This is a genomic window from Candidatus Micrarchaeia archaeon (genome assembly GCA_041653315.1).
Classification (GTDB): Archaea; Micrarchaeota; Micrarchaeia; order Anstonellales; family JAHKLY01; genus JAHKLY01.
Genome location: JBAZFO010000031.1, coordinates 1 through 14211, shown reverse-complemented (window position 1 = coordinate 14211; position 14211 = coordinate 1). Strand labels below are relative to the sequence as shown.

General features: G+C 25.8%; 18 protein-coding genes. 14 read left to right on the top strand and 4 right to left on the bottom strand.

Annotated elements, in window-relative coordinates; genetic code table 11:
* The 3 genes from WC356_05990 to WC356_05980 form a co-directional block, all read right to left on the bottom strand.
* A partial coding sequence (locus WC356_05990; protein MFA5382696.1) for a hypothetical protein occupies window positions 1-761 on the bottom strand: 761 nt, incomplete at its 3' end.
* A gap of 8 nt (window positions 762-769) precedes the next feature.
* Window positions 770-2608, bottom strand: coding sequence for a threonine--tRNA ligase (locus WC356_05985; GenBank protein MFA5382695.1), 1839 nt, complete (start codon window positions 2606-2608; stop codon window positions 770-772).
* 48 nt (window positions 2609-2656) lie between these two features.
* Window positions 2657-3508: a hypothetical protein gene (locus WC356_05980; protein MFA5382694.1), complete on the bottom strand. Its 852-nt coding sequence runs from the start codon at window positions 3506-3508 to the stop codon at window positions 2657-2659.
* A 155-nt stretch (window positions 3509-3663) separates the two neighbouring features.
* Between WC356_05980 and psmA the strand changes: the two genes are divergently transcribed.
* The 9 genes from psmA to WC356_05935 all read left to right on the top strand — a co-directional run bounded on the left by psmA (window position 3664) and on the right by WC356_05935 (window position 9663).
* Window positions 3664-4368, top strand: a complete 705-nt coding sequence (gene psmA, locus WC356_05975; protein ID MFA5382693.1) for an archaeal proteasome endopeptidase complex subunit alpha — start codon at window positions 3664-3666, stop codon at window positions 4366-4368.
* Window positions 4369-4376: 8 nt separating this feature from the next.
* The gene (locus tag WC356_05970) at window positions 4377-5069 is read left to right on the top strand and encodes a ribosome assembly factor SBDS (protein ID MFA5382692.1); all 693 of its coding nucleotides are present in this window, start codon (window positions 4377-4379) and stop codon (window positions 5067-5069) included.
* A 14-nt stretch (window positions 5070-5083) separates the two neighbouring features.
* Entirely contained in the window at window positions 5084-5683 is a 600-nt protein-coding gene (locus tag WC356_05965) for a KH domain-containing protein (protein MFA5382691.1), read from the top strand.
* 11 nt (window positions 5684-5694) lie between these two features.
* A complete protein-coding gene (locus tag WC356_05960) occupies window positions 5695-6435 on the top strand; it encodes an exosome complex exonuclease Rrp41 (protein MFA5382690.1) in 741 nt (246 codons plus the stop codon).
* 10 nt (window positions 6436-6445) lie between these two features.
* On the top strand, window positions 6446-7228 hold the full coding sequence (gene rrp42, locus WC356_05955) for an exosome complex protein Rrp42 (GenBank protein ID MFA5382689.1): 783 nt from the start codon (window positions 6446-6448) through the stop codon (window positions 7226-7228).
* Between the two features lie 10 nt (window positions 7229-7238).
* Window positions 7239-7472, top strand: a complete 234-nt coding sequence (rpl37ae, locus tag WC356_05950) for a 50S ribosomal protein L37ae (protein ID MFA5382688.1) — start codon at window positions 7239-7241, stop codon at window positions 7470-7472.
* 17 nt (window positions 7473-7489) lie between these two features.
* Window positions 7490-7624: a DNA-directed RNA polymerase subunit P gene (gene rpoP, locus WC356_05945; protein MFA5382687.1), complete on the top strand. Its 135-nt coding sequence runs from the start codon at window positions 7490-7492 to the stop codon at window positions 7622-7624.
* An 82-nt stretch (window positions 7625-7706) separates the two neighbouring features.
* On the top strand, window positions 7707-8327 hold the full coding sequence (locus WC356_05940; protein MFA5382686.1) for a hypothetical protein: 621 nt from the start codon (window positions 7707-7709) through the stop codon (window positions 8325-8327).
* 97 nt (window positions 8328-8424) lie between these two features.
* Window positions 8425-9663: an N-6 DNA methylase gene (locus tag WC356_05935; GenBank protein MFA5382685.1), complete on the top strand. Its 1239-nt coding sequence runs from the start codon at window positions 8425-8427 to the stop codon at window positions 9661-9663.
* A 1-nt stretch (window position 9664) separates the two neighbouring features.
* On the opposite strand, the gene WC356_05930 is transcribed toward WC356_05935, so the two are convergent.
* The gene (locus WC356_05930; GenBank protein ID MFA5382684.1) at window positions 9665-10183 is read right to left on the bottom strand and encodes a GIY-YIG nuclease family protein; all 519 of its coding nucleotides are present in this window, start codon (window positions 10181-10183) and stop codon (window positions 9665-9667) included.
* 525 nt (window positions 10184-10708) lie between these two features.
* On the opposite strand from WC356_05930, the gene WC356_05925 reads away from it, so the two are divergent.
* From WC356_05925 to WC356_05905, 5 genes are all read left to right on the top strand, one after another.
* On the top strand, window positions 10709-12124 hold the full coding sequence (locus WC356_05925) for an ATP-binding protein (GenBank protein MFA5382683.1): 1416 nt from the start codon (window positions 10709-10711) through the stop codon (window positions 12122-12124).
* Window positions 12125-12179: 55 nt separating this feature from the next.
* Window positions 12180-12422 carry a KEOPS complex subunit Pcc1 gene (locus WC356_05920; protein ID MFA5382682.1) on the top strand — a complete coding sequence of 81 codons (243 nt, stop codon included), beginning with the start codon at window positions 12180-12182 and terminating at the stop codon, window positions 12420-12422.
* 2 nt (window positions 12423-12424) lie between these two features.
* Window positions 12425-12706: a prefoldin subunit gene (locus tag WC356_05915; GenBank protein ID MFA5382681.1), complete on the top strand. Its 282-nt coding sequence runs from the start codon at window positions 12425-12427 to the stop codon at window positions 12704-12706.
* A gap of 8 nt (window positions 12707-12714) precedes the next feature.
* The gene (locus WC356_05910; GenBank protein MFA5382680.1) at window positions 12715-13401 is read left to right on the top strand and encodes an ATPase domain-containing protein; all 687 of its coding nucleotides are present in this window, start codon (window positions 12715-12717) and stop codon (window positions 13399-13401) included.
* Window positions 13402-13410: 9 nt separating this feature from the next.
* On the top strand, window positions 13411-14211 hold an 801-nt coding region (locus tag WC356_05905), incomplete at its 3' end, for a hypothetical protein (protein MFA5382679.1).

Sequence of the window (14211 nt, the reverse complement as noted above, 5' to 3'; positions counted from 1 at the left end):
ATTGATTTTAATATACTTGCGATTAAAATTGAACTGTCTTTGCAGTCTCCACCTGCGCCTAATAATGTTTCTAAAGGTAGTCTTGGAGTTTCTTTTATTTCTGGGGTGTATCTAATTAAATTTGTGATTATATACCAAACTGACCCAATTCTTTCTTCATCAGTTGAAAATTTATTATAAATATATTTTCCGAATTCTTCAAAATATTCTGTTTCAATATAAGGTCTTAATTCAATAGCCATTTGTTCATTAATAAAATTATATCTTGAATAATCTTTAAATTTATTTGATAAATTTGGGATATATAAATCCATTTCATCAATGTCTTTTTCTCTCATTATTTTTCCTTTAAAAAAAGAAGTTTCTAGATCTTCGATTGGCCATGACCAAGTTTGAGTTGAAGTATCATTTTCAAATTGAAATTTTAGTACAATTGTTCTATTTAATACTTGAATATAAGGAGGAATTAAATAATTTGTTTTTATAGATTCATAATCTTTTAATATAATATTATATTTATCAGCTAATGAATTATATTTATCAACAATGTCATTATATTCTAATACTTGGGTATTTTCAGTATAATTATATGCTTGCAATACTAAATTATAATTGCCGACTAGGTTATTATAATTATTAACGCAAGAAACATATTGAGATTTATATTCTTCTCCTTCATATATTAAAATAACTGAAAAAACAAATAAAGTAATAACAATTATCCCAAGTATCCCCCAGAAAAATTTATTTTCAATTTTCATTTCATCACTTAGATTATTGGTCTTAAACTAATTTGTTTATTCATATTTAAAATCATAAAACTTCTATCTTTTACTTTTTCTTTAATTTCTTCAATTAGTTCTTTACTTTTCATATTTTTCTTTTCTTCGTTTCTAATATTTACTGCTAGAATCTTTTCTTCCATTTCTTTTTCACCAATTACTATTGTATATGGAATCCATTCTTTTTCTGCATTTCTTATCCTTTTTCCTAATGATTCATTTGTATCGTCTATATCTACTCTAATATTTGCTTCTTCAATTTCTTTTAATAAATCGAAACAATATTCTTTTTGTTTTTCAGTAATAGGTATAATTCTTACTTGTGTTGGAGAAAGCCATAATGGAAATTCAGGCTTTCCATCTTTTTTCATATATTCTTGTTCTAATAAAGCGTAAATTATTCTTTCAATTGCACCGCTTATTGATGCATGTAGGATGTATGGTCTTTTTTTAGTTCCATCTTCATCAGTATATGAAATATCATAAGTATCTGCGTTTTCAACATCTATTTGAACAGTAGATAAAGCAGCTGCTTTTGAAAATGCATCAACAAAATTAAATTCAAATTTTGTAATGAAGTATGCGTATCTAATATCAAATAATTCTAATAAAACAGGTCTTCCTAATTCTTTTATCATTGAAGTATACCAATTTTTATGTTCATCATAAAATTCTTTTTGCACTCTGAATGCTGCTTCATATTCTTTAATCCCGCTTATTTTTAAAAATTCCATTGCTTTTTTAAATTGAGAGAAAAATTCTTTTTTTGAAGATTCAACATCTTTACAAAAAGTATGCATATCTGGCATTGTAAATGCTCTTAATCTTTTTAAACCGGATAATTCTCCTCTTTGTTCTCTTCTAAATGAATATCTAGTTATTTCAACCATTCTTACAGGTAAATTTTTATAAGAGATAACTGCATCGTGTGTCATTAAAAACATTCCAAAACAAGCAGCAAATCTTAAAAAGAATTTTTTATTATCTGAAATAACATTATATTGCCTTGCTGGAAATCTATTTAAATATTTTTTCAAAGTTGGGTGTTCAAAATCATACATAATGGGAGTTTCAACTTCCATTGCCCCATATTCTACACAAAATTTAGTTATTTCCCTTTCTAATAGTCTTTTCATTAAAGTACCATTTGGGTACCATCTTATATTTCCGCTGTCGCTTCCTGGTTCATAATCTGCAATTCCATGTTCTCTCATTAATTTTATATGTGGGGGTTCTTTTTCATCTGTTCTTTTTCCGCTTTCTTCATAATTTGAAAATTTTTTTAAATTTTGATATTTAGAAAAATCAAATTTATTTAATTCTATTTCTTTTCCTTCGGGTGTTAAAATAAAAAATTCTGATTTTTTCTTTGATTCTTGTTTAATAGATTCATTTTCATCTTCTGCTTTTTCATCTGCATAGATTTCTCTAGATAATTCAGATAATGGATGTCCTTTACAAGAAATTGTAAATGCTTTATACCAACCAAAAGGAGCAGTTTCTATTGAATAGTTTTCTTTATTTAATAATTCGGAAATGGTTTTTAATATTCTTTGTGCTTCATCTGGTGAGGAAGGTGTTGAACTTAAATGAACCCATGGATATAAAACAATATTTTTTGTTTTAACTTGTTCTGCAATATTTATTATTTCTTTTACTGATTTTTTTGCTATTTCAGTTCCTTCATCTTTTTTTTCAATTGCAGTTAACACTACTAAACATTCTTCAAATCTTTCCATTTCTTTAGAAATATCTTTAGCCGTTTTAAGCGCCTTTGAAACAGGCTTGATTTCAATAAAATCACTATGTAATGCAATAAATCTCATAAATTTCACCTTATCTTTAATTTATTAGAAAGTAAAGTTTTTATATGTTTATTTTTTATCAAAAATAGAATATCTAATTTCAGTTTCTAGAATTGGGCTGATTCTAATAAATGAATCTCTTATTTTAAATTCATTTAATTCTATCAATTGATTTAAATCTTCATTAAATGTTTTAATCTTGTTATTTTTCATTGGAAATCTGATGTCTGCAAATACAATAGAAGAGTTTGTTTTTGAGTTTTTAAGTTGGCGACACAATTCTTTTTTTTCTTCAAATGAAATGTGATCTGTGATATTAGAAAAATAATAACCATCTATTTGTTCAATAGTAAATAATTCTAAATCATTTGGAATACGACCTAGATAAATTTTAAATTTTCCATCAATGAGATTTCTTTTTGTATTTTCATAATGATCTTTATTTTCAGCAAAAGGAAAAAAGGATAGTAAAGTTATATTTTTTCCAATTAAATTACCTTGAAAATAGTAAGGTAAGAAATTTAATATTTCAGTAGATATCTCTTTTAGTGTGTTTGGAATCTCACTTAAGATTTTTTTAATTTCATTTTCATCTAATTTTTTTCTTTTTTCTAACCGTTTAATAATATCTATAAATTGATCATACTCAAAGGTTATACACATAGATTTTAATATTAAATTTTGGGCGATTTGTGCAGGACATAAATCTATTGATATAACTTCAGAATTTTCGAGAAAAGAGAAACCATATCCATATCCAGCTAAAGTTAAAACAGTTTTTTTATCTTTTAAAATTTCCTTTAAGATATTTGGTTCTTCATGAGGTAATGGAAAAGTTAAAGGTATATTTTTATCTACTACTTGTTTAAATGCATTTTCTATTTCTAGTGTATATTGTTGCTTATTTTTTAAATTTCCCATACCTTATTTTAGTTTTTGGTGTTTTTAAATGTTCTTGTATGATAGACAAATGAATTAGCAGAAGCTTTTTAAATATACTTTTTAATAATATTTTTTAACAAATAAGAAATAAAAAAATATATAAGAATTATATTAATTTAAATAGAGGTGAAAATATGTATCCTGTTTCTCCACAGGCTTATGATCGAGCTATAACTGTATTTAGTCCAGACGGACGTTTATTTCAAGTAGAATATGCTAAAGAAGCAGTAAAAATGGGCGCAACAGCCTTTGGAATGGTATGCAAAGAAGGAGTTATTCTTGTATCTTTCAAAAATATACAATCTCCATTATTAGTACCAGAATCAATGAAAAAGATATTTTCAATTGATGATCATATTTCGGCAACAGCTAGTGGAATTGTTGGTGATTCAAGAAGATTAATTGATTTTGCAAGAGTTGAAGCTCAAAAACATAGAGTTTCTTACAATGAACCTTCAAAAGTTGAATCTATTGCTAGAGAGATAGGGGATGTTATGCAATTATACACTCAATATGGGGGAGGCAGACCTTTTGGTGTTTCTCTTTTAATTGGGGGAATTGATGAAGAACCTTATTTATTTGAAACAGAACCTAGTGGTTCAGTAATTGGTTTAAATGCTGGAGTAATAGGAAGAAGTAAAAAAGAAGGAGAAGAATTTTTAGAAAAAAATTATAAAAAAGGAATTTCAATAGAAGAAGGAATTAAATTATGTGTTAAAGCTTTGAAAAAAACAGGCGAAACACCAATCAATCAAGAAACAGTTGAAATTGCTATTTGTACTACTAAAGATAAAATGTTTAGAGAATTATCAGATAAAGAAGTTGCTTCTTATTTGTAGGTGATTTTTTGACTTCATTAGATACGGCGCTTGTAGCGCATTATGATAGAGATGATATTAGGTTTGAAATACTTGTGGATGCAGAAAAAGCATATGAGTATAAAGAAGGAAAAATAAAAGAGATAAGACAAGTTCTTGCTTCTGATGAAATATTTAAAGATGCAAAAAACGGGGAAAGACATAAAGATGAGTGTCTAATAAAATATTTTGGTACAACAGACCCTTTAGAAATTGCAAAACAAATAATTCTTTTAGGTGAAGTTCCAATTACTACTAATTTAAGAAGAAAATTAGTTGAAGAAAAAACAAACCAAGTAATAGCAATAATTTTAAGAGAATCAATTGATCCTAGAACAAATGCTCCACACACAAGAGTAAGATTAGAGAATGCATTAGAACAAGTTAGAATACATATTGATCCATTTAAATCAGCAGAAACTCAAGTTGAAGGAGTTGTTAATGTATTAAAACCTGTTTTACCAATTAAATTTAAACGTATACAAATAGCTGTTAAAGTACCTCCAGAGTATTCGCAAAGGAGCTATGGGCTTTTAAAAGAGTTCGGTATAAAAAAAGAACAGTGGACTAGTACTGGATATCTAGTTGCTGTGATTGAAATACCTGCTGGTATTCAAATGGAATTTTATAATAAAATAAATTCATTTACCCATGGTAATGTTGAAACAAAAATTTTAGATTAAAAAAGGTGAAAATTATGACAGAAGAGATGATAATGCCCGGAGATAAAATTGCGGACAAACCCTTAAATCTTCCATATGTATTTATTGAAGATGAAAAAACATATTCTGCAGTTTTAGGTTTTAAAAAAGAAGATAAAATAATTCCTTTAAAAGGACCATATGAACCAAAATTTGATGATTATGTGATTGGTGTAATTTCAGATGTAAAATTTTCTGGATACGATATTGAAATGAATACTCCATATACTGCTTTTTTACCAGATAGATCAGTTAGAGAAAAATTGGATTATGGAGAAATTGTTTTTGCTAGAGTAATGAATGTAAATGAAGTTGGAGAAATAGATTTAGGACAAGTTAAAGTATTAAAAAAAGGAAAGATAATTGAAGTTCCTTCAATTAAAATCCCAAGAATAATTGGTAGAAATAATTCTATGATTACTCTTATAAGAGACGCAACTGAATGCAGTATCTTCGTAGGTAAAAATGGATTTATTTGGATAAGTGAAAAAGGAAATGTAGCTTTGGCAATAGCTGCAATAAGAAAAATTGTAAGAGAAGCGCATACTTCTGGGTTAACAGATAAAATGCAAGAATATCTGAAAGTTTCTAATTAAAAGGTGATTAAATGGAAGAAATCGAATTATTTAAAAATGGAAAAAGACATGATGGAAGAGAATTTGGGGAAGTAAGACCAATTAAAATAAAAGCACATGTTTTAAATGATGCTGATGGTTCAGCATATATTGAATGGGGCAATAATAAAATTATTGCAGGAGTATACGGTCCAAAAGAATGTATACCTAGACATTTAGCAAGCCCATATGGTGCTAGAATAAGATGTATATATAATATGTCTCCTTTTTCTTCATTAGGAGAACATGGAAGAAGTGGACCTTCTAGAAGAAGTAAGGAACTTTCTATGGTAATAGGACAAGTTTTTGAAAATGTAATTATTACAGAAAATTTTCCAAAAGCAGCAATTGAAATTTTTGTTGATGTACTTCAAGGAGATGGTGGAACAAGATGTGCTGCAGTCACAGCAGCAGCAGTTGCATTAGCAGATGCAGGAATACCTATGAAAGATATGGTTTCAGCATTAGCTATTGGTAAAGTTCAAGATCAGATAGTTGTTGATTTAGATTATATTGAAGACAGTCAAGGACAAGCAGATTGTGCTATTGCTTTTTCAAAAAGAAATAAAGATATATTATTATTACAAATGGAAGGTAGTATGAGCAAAGAAGATATGAAAAAAGCATTAGAATTAGCTTTCAAAGCAGGAGAAAAAGTACATGAATTACAAGTTAATGCTTTAAAAGAAGTTTATCAAAATATTGGTGAAAAAGAGAGTTTTATAGATATATAGGGGGATTAATATGGAAATTTTAGATGAATTAAAAAAAGATACTATACAAAGTCTTATCTCAGCAGGAAAAAGAATAGATGATAGAGATCATTTATCTTATAGAGATATTTTTGTTAAAAAGAATATTTTAGAATATTCAGAAGGTTCTGCATTAGTAAGAATGGGCAAGTCTCAAGTTTTATGTTCAGTTAAAATTGGAATGGGCGAACCATTTTCAGATAGAGAAGATGAAGGAGTTTTATCTACATCAGCAGAATTAATGCCTTCAGCTTCATACTTATTTGACCCAGGCCCACCAACTGATGAAGCAGTTGAATTAGCTAGAATTGTTGATAGAGGAATTAGAGCAGCAGAATTAGTTGATATGAAAAAATTATTTGTTGCTGATGGAAAAGTTCTTTCAATATTTTTAGATATTTATGTAATGGACCATGATGGAAATTTAATTGATGCATCAGGTTTAGCTGCAATGGCTGCATTACAATGTACAAAAATACCAAAAATTGAAAACGGGCAAATAATAAAAGGAGAATATGAAGGAGTATTAGATATTTCCAAAACAGTAACTACACATACATTTGCTAAAATAAATAGTACTTTAATATTAGATCCTTGTTTAGATGAGGAAAGAGGAATGGATGCAAGAATTACTTTAGGAATAAGTGATGAAGGTAATGTTTGTGCAATACAAAAATGGGGTTCTGGTTCTTTTACCCAAGAAGATTTAGAATATGCTATAGACATAGCATTTAAAAAGAGCAAGGAACTAAAAAAATTAATAGATAATGCTTGAGGTGTGAAATATGGTAAGTAAACAAGTAAGAGGCGGAACAAAAATAAGAAAACGTGCAAAAACTATGGATAAATTAAAAAATGATAGTTATGAATGTCCAACTTGTAGAAAAGTATCTCTTAAAAGAGTTTCAAATGCAGTTTGGAAATGCAATTCTTGCGGTTCTGAATTTGCAGGTGGAGCATATACTCCAACAACAACTCCTGGGAGAGAAATTAAAAGAAAATTAGATGATAAAAATTAATTCTAGAAGGTGTTAATATGTATATTTGTGGAAGATGTAATAAAGAAGTAAAATCTATTGAAGATGGAAAATTTGTAAGATGCCCTTATTGTGGGTATAGGATTGTTTATAAAAACAGAGCGCCTTTAGCTAGAGAAATAAACACTGATTAATTTTTTTTTATTTTTTTTATTATTTTATTTTTTTAACAAAAAGAATTACAGATTATAAAAATAAAAATTTTAAAGAGTTATTATGAAAGAGATTATAAATTTAATTGTTACATTTATTCTTGGAATGGTTACGAATGAATGTTATACTAAATTTCAAAATAAAAAAATACTGAAAGAAGAACAAATAATTTTACAACGTTTAGCTCTTGAAATTAGTGATTTTAATTTTTTTAGTTTTAAATTTGAACGCAAACTATTTACACTAGATCAAAATTTTGGTTATTTTTCTGCTGTAGGTATAGATTTTTATAATGAGTTAATTCAAATGATTAAAAAAAGAGATGAAAAAGAACTAATAACTGATTTATTAGAACATAATGCCTATGGATATTTTTATGAATATTATTATTCTTTTTTTAATATTTATGGGTTGACTAGATCAACTGAAATACGCAAATGCATTTCTGAAACTATAACTAATATTTTTTTCATTTTGTGTTATTTATATGATTTAAAAATACGTAAGGAGCATGGATTTAAAATAGATTTTGAATCTGATAATGAAAGAATAAGGACAAAAGAATTAAAAAATAATTTGATTAAATTTTTTGAAAGCTTGATTGAAGTTGAATCAAAATTATTGATTAATCTAGAAAAAAGACCACCAACTAAGTTTATTTATTTAAAGAAAAAGACATCTTAAGAGACTTAATTTATTTATTCTCTTCGGTTAATCCGGAAATCTACTCTTTGGAAAGATTTAAAAACGTATTTTGGGAATTCATATTAAAGATGATAATATGAATACACAAAACATTTCTTTTAATAAAAATACATATAGTGAAGTTAAAGAGTATTTAGATAAACTTAATTTGGATGAAAGTCATTTTGTTAATTCAAATGATATTTGTACTCCTATGGGTTGTGTTGAAGATATGATTAATGTAATCCCCCCTTCTTTTTGGGAAAGTAAAGAGTTAAAGATATTGGATCCTTGTTGTGGAAATGGTAATTTTCATGCATATATTCTACAAAAAACAAAATTAAAAAATTTATATTTTAATGATATAAATGAGAAAAGATTAAATAATATTAAAAAAATATTCGGTGAAGATATAAATATATCAAAAAAAGATTTTTTAGAATTTGAGGATAAAGAGGAATATGATTTGGTTGTAGCAAATCCCCCATACGCTAAATTTACTAATGGAAAAAGAACGGCAAAAAATCATAATATGTCGAGAAAATTTATTTTAAAAGCAATAAATATAACAAAGAAAAATGGATATATTCTATTTATTGTACCAGACAATTGGATGTCATATGCAGATAGTAATAAAATACCAGAAATTTTAAGTAGATATCAATTTATTTATTTGAATATACATGGAGCAAAGAAATGGTTTCCCAAAGTTGGTTCTTCTTTTTCCTGGTTTTTATTACAAAAAAAACCAAATACACAGGAGTTTTTTATAGATAATTATTATAAAATTAAAAATAAAGAAAAAGCAAGATTAAATATAGATTCTAAATATATCCCACTTTATTATTCAAATATTGTAAAGTTAATTATTGATAAAACATTAAATTCAAATCTGTTAAAATATAATATTGAAACCTCAAGTTATCTACATAAATATACAAAAAAAGAAGTTTTATCAATATTGCCAGATGCCCTTTATAAATATAAAATATATCATACTCCTTCTCAAATTATTTATAGTAAAATACCCCATAAATACCAAGAAGGATGGAAAGTATTTATTTCTTTAACCAATCAATATAAAACATTTGTAGATAATTGTGGTATGACTCAGAGTATTGCATTTATTAGATGTAATTCAAAACTAGAGGCGGAAAAAATATCAAACGAATTAAACAACGAGATTTATATTTTTTTAAATAATATAACAAGATATGGCAATTTTAATAATATAAGAATATTACAGAATTTTCCGATATTTATTAATTTTAAATTTACAAAAGAAGAATCAGAATTTATTAAAAAATTTAATGGTGCATATCTAAAGAAAAAGTAATTTATCTTTGAGTACAACCAATTGGTTTTTTATTATGTTTTTTAATAAAGTTGTTTAATATTATGTTTTCTGCTCTCTTTGCAGGTGGGTAACTGTCCGTATATATTTTTTCAAATAACTTATATTTTGGTTGATCTGGAAAAAATGCATAAATACTGACTTTTTTATTTATATTTAATAAGCTTTGTAAAACAAAATAATTTGTGGTTGAATTTGTTCCACTTATTCTATACTCTGTTTTTCCACAATTATATGATTGAATCCGTTTTGTTATTGAATTTATTGTATGTCCGATTTTAAAAATTTTATTTTTAATAACAAAAATATATACTAATCCTTCTTTTTTAATCATTTTTTCATTAATAATTTGAAGATCCAGTCTTTCTTTATTTTTGTTTGGAATTAAATAACAAATTGGTTGAAAATACTTTTTATATTCAAAATTATTATAATCTATTTCATTTTTTAATTCTTCAATTTTTTTAAGAAGAACAATATTTCTATTTTTCTTTTTAGTCATAATAAAGATACAAACAACACATTTAAAAATATAACTATGTTAATTAATTTAATATTTTTATAAACCAATTATTTTTAATAGAATTTAAGATAAATATTCTAAAATATAAAATCTTTAAATATATTCAAAATAAAAATAGCATTATTCTTATAGTTATTAAAATATATAAATTACAAAAATAAAGTTTGTTTTTATGATTTAGTCAAGAATTACAAGAAGAATTGCAGTTAAAATAAATTATTAATATTATTTTTATTGTGTAATAAAAATATGCTTACCTTTTTTATCAAAATAAGTATAAAGTTTAAATATATTTTTTAAAAGTTTTACCTTTTCTTTATTAAATAAATTTATGTATATAATTAATTTTTTTAAATTCTTTCCTACTGAATTTAATATATATTAAAAGAAAAAAAACATTGTTTTTGGCTTACTATTGTAATGTTTTGTTCGTTTGGAAAGGTTTATAAAATAATATTATCATAATAATATTATAATATTATCATGATAATATAAGGTGAATTTATGAATGAAAGAACAAAATTTTATGATCGCAAAAAAGAAATGAATATATTAAATACTAAATATGATGAAATTAAAAAAGGAAATGGAGTTATGCTAGCAATTTATGGGAGAAGAAGAGTTGGAAAAACAGAACTTATACGGCAGTTTATGGAAAAAATTGATGCAAAAAAACTCTATTTTTATGTTGACCTTGCAGAAAGAAATGTTCAGCTAAACGCATTATCAAAAGCAGTACAAGAACAGTTGAAGGAGAATATTATATTTGGTGATTTTGAAGATTTTTTTAAATATATAGGAAATAAAGAGAATTTTATTTTAGTTATAGATGAATTTCAGCGTTTTCTTGACACGTCTCCTGAATTTATCACTTCGTTGCAAAAACATTGGGATATTGAATTTAAAAATAATAAAATAATGATTGTTCTTGTTGGTTCATCTATAGGTATGATGCAGAAAATAACAAATAGTAAAGCAGGTGCACTTTATGGCCGTGCTTTAAAGATAAAAATTTCCCCTTTTAAATATAATGACTTTCGTATGATGTTTAGTGATTATTCAGAAGAGGAAAAAATATTATGTTATTCCATTTTTGGTGGAACTCCTTATTATTTAGAAAAAGCAAAGAAATTTACAGATTCATTAAGTGCTATAAATGAATTGATTTTAATTGAAAATGGAGAATTATCAGATGAACCAAAAACACTCCTTGAATATGAAAGCGTTAGGATTCATGCAAGATATAATTCCATATTACAATCAATCTCTTCTGGAAAAGAAGTTTTAAAAGAAATTCAGGATTTTACAAAAATATCTTCAACAACATTACCCCCATATATATTCAAACTTGAAAATTTGCTTGACCTAGTTGAAAAAAATGATCCAGTTCTTGGAAAAGAAAGACTGCGAAGATATAAAATAAAAGATAATTTTTTTAAATTTTGGTATAAATTTATTTTTGAAAATCAATCTGCAATAACTTTAGGAAACAGAGAGTATGTTATGCAAATAATAAATAGAGATTTAAATGCATATGTTGGAAAGGTATTTGAGGACATAATAAAAGAGCTTTTAGTGTGTTACCAAGGTAAAAAAATAAAAGAGCAATTAATAAGTTTTGAGAGTATCGGTGGATGGTGGGATAGAAATGGAAATGAGATAGATATTCTTGCGCATAATCCAAAAGAAGGGCATATTATTCTTTTAGGTGAAATCAAATGGAACTCAAAACCAGAAAATTTTTCTATTATTAATGAATTAATACGGAAATCTAAATATGTGAGTATTAAAGGAAAATATGATTATTTAGTTGTTTCAAAGTCTGGTTTTACTGAAGAGTGCATTAGAAGTATGGATGAAAATAAAATCCTTCACCTTGATCTTAAGGAGATTACAAAATTGTTTGATGAAATAAGTTAATATTTAATTCACAAAACTATTTAAAATATGCTAAGTATATAAAATTAGGGATAACATGGAATTAGAAAATAATTTAAAAATTAATTGTAAAACTGAAAATCAAGCAATTAATATACAAAAAGTACTTAATACAGAAATGAAAAACTCAGAAAGATTTTCATCTAAAATTGAAAGAATTAAAAACATAGTTGTTATTAATATTACAGCAAAAGATGCAGTAATACTTAGGTCTGTTATTAATAGTTATTTACGCATTTTGTCAATGACAGAAAAAATAGATAATATGGAGGAAAGATAAATATGGATGAAGGAAATTTACAGCAACAAATTCAAATTTTAAATATGCAAAAACAACAATTAAGCATGCAAGAAAAAGAATTTGACCATGCTTTAAAAGAATTAGAAAATGCAAAAGGTTTAATTTATAAATCTGCAGGTAGTTTATTAATTGAGGTTTCAAAAAAAGACGCAGAAAATGATTTAAAAGAAAAAAAAGAAGTAATTTCTAAAAGATTAGAAACACTTGATCTTCAAGAAAAAAGAATGCAGTCTAAAATAAAAGACCTTAAAAAAGATAAATAGGTGGTGTTGTGGAAAAAGTACCTTTTGATATAGAAGGTTTGGATAGAATATTATATGGAGGAATACCAAAATATCATGATATTTCTATTTGTGGTGGGCCAGGTACAGGTAAAACTTTATTGAGTTTTGAGTTTATATACAGAGGTGCTTTAAAAGGAGAACCAGGTGTTTTTATATCATTAGTTGAAAGTGAAGAGTCTATTTTAGAAAATATAAAATCTACATTTAAAACTTGGAAAGATATAGATAAATTAATAGAAAATGAAAAAATATTTATTGTTAAACCCGAATCATTAGATGTTCTTGCTTTAGTAGATATTTTAGAAAAGTATATTGTAGAACATGATGTATCTAGAGCAGTTATTGATTCAGCAACAGTATTGAAAACTAATTTTTCTGAAAAGTCAAAATACAGACAAACAATACAAGAGCTTCTTTCATTAATAAGTGGATTACAGTGTACTACTTTATTAACTTATGAATATTCTTCATATGAAAGAACAAATATGCTTTTTTCAGTAGAACAATTTATTGCAGATGGAATAATTAATTTATATAATTTACAAAGAGCAGAAAAAAGAGTAAGAGCATTAGAAGTAGTTAAGATGAGAGGAACAAAATATGTTGAAGAATTAGTTCCATTTAAAATAAATGCTAATGGATTAGAAGTTTATATTGGTGAAAAAGTATTTTAGGTGTTTAATTTGTCAGATAAAAAAATAGAATATTGGTTTAAATTATCTTATGATGCAGATGCAAAGATTAGATTAAAAGCTGCAAAAGAATTATCTTCTTATCCAGAATCACCAACTGCAGTTTTTGCAGTTTATGAATTAACTTATGATAAAGATGAAAAAGTTAAAGAAACAGCTAAAAAAATAATTAATTCTTGGAAAGATAATGAAACAGAAATAATACCATTAGGAGAAATTTTAGCTGAAAAAATGGATAAAGCAAGAAAGATAGAGGAAGGAAAAGATAAAGAAGAAGAAAATGAGAGAAGAGAAGAAATAAAAAAGAGACTTATGCCAACTTTAGAAAAATATTTCCAATCTGAAGATTCTAAAAATAAATTAATGCCTTCATTAGAGAAATTATTTGAAAGATTAGTTGAAGTTGAAATGGGAGGACATAAAACATTCGAAGTTAAAAAACCGCAAGAAAAAACAGAAGAGAAAACACAAAAAAGTTTATTTGATGAAGAAGAAGAAATTGAGATGCCTCCAGAATATAAAGATTATTTAGCAACATTATCAGAGATAGATAGGATTGCTTTTGCACCTTCAACTGGAAGTGGAAAACAAAAATTAAAAATAAAAAAAATCAAAAAGAATAGAAGCGAAGATGAGATAGAAGAAATGATTAAAGAGGCTGAAGAAGAAACTGAAGAAGAGGATAGTACAATACCAACAGAAGATTCATTTGAAAAAATAATATATAAAAAAGCATTTAAATTATATATCACCCCTGGTTTAACTCAGACTTTAATTAATCAAGAATTGCAA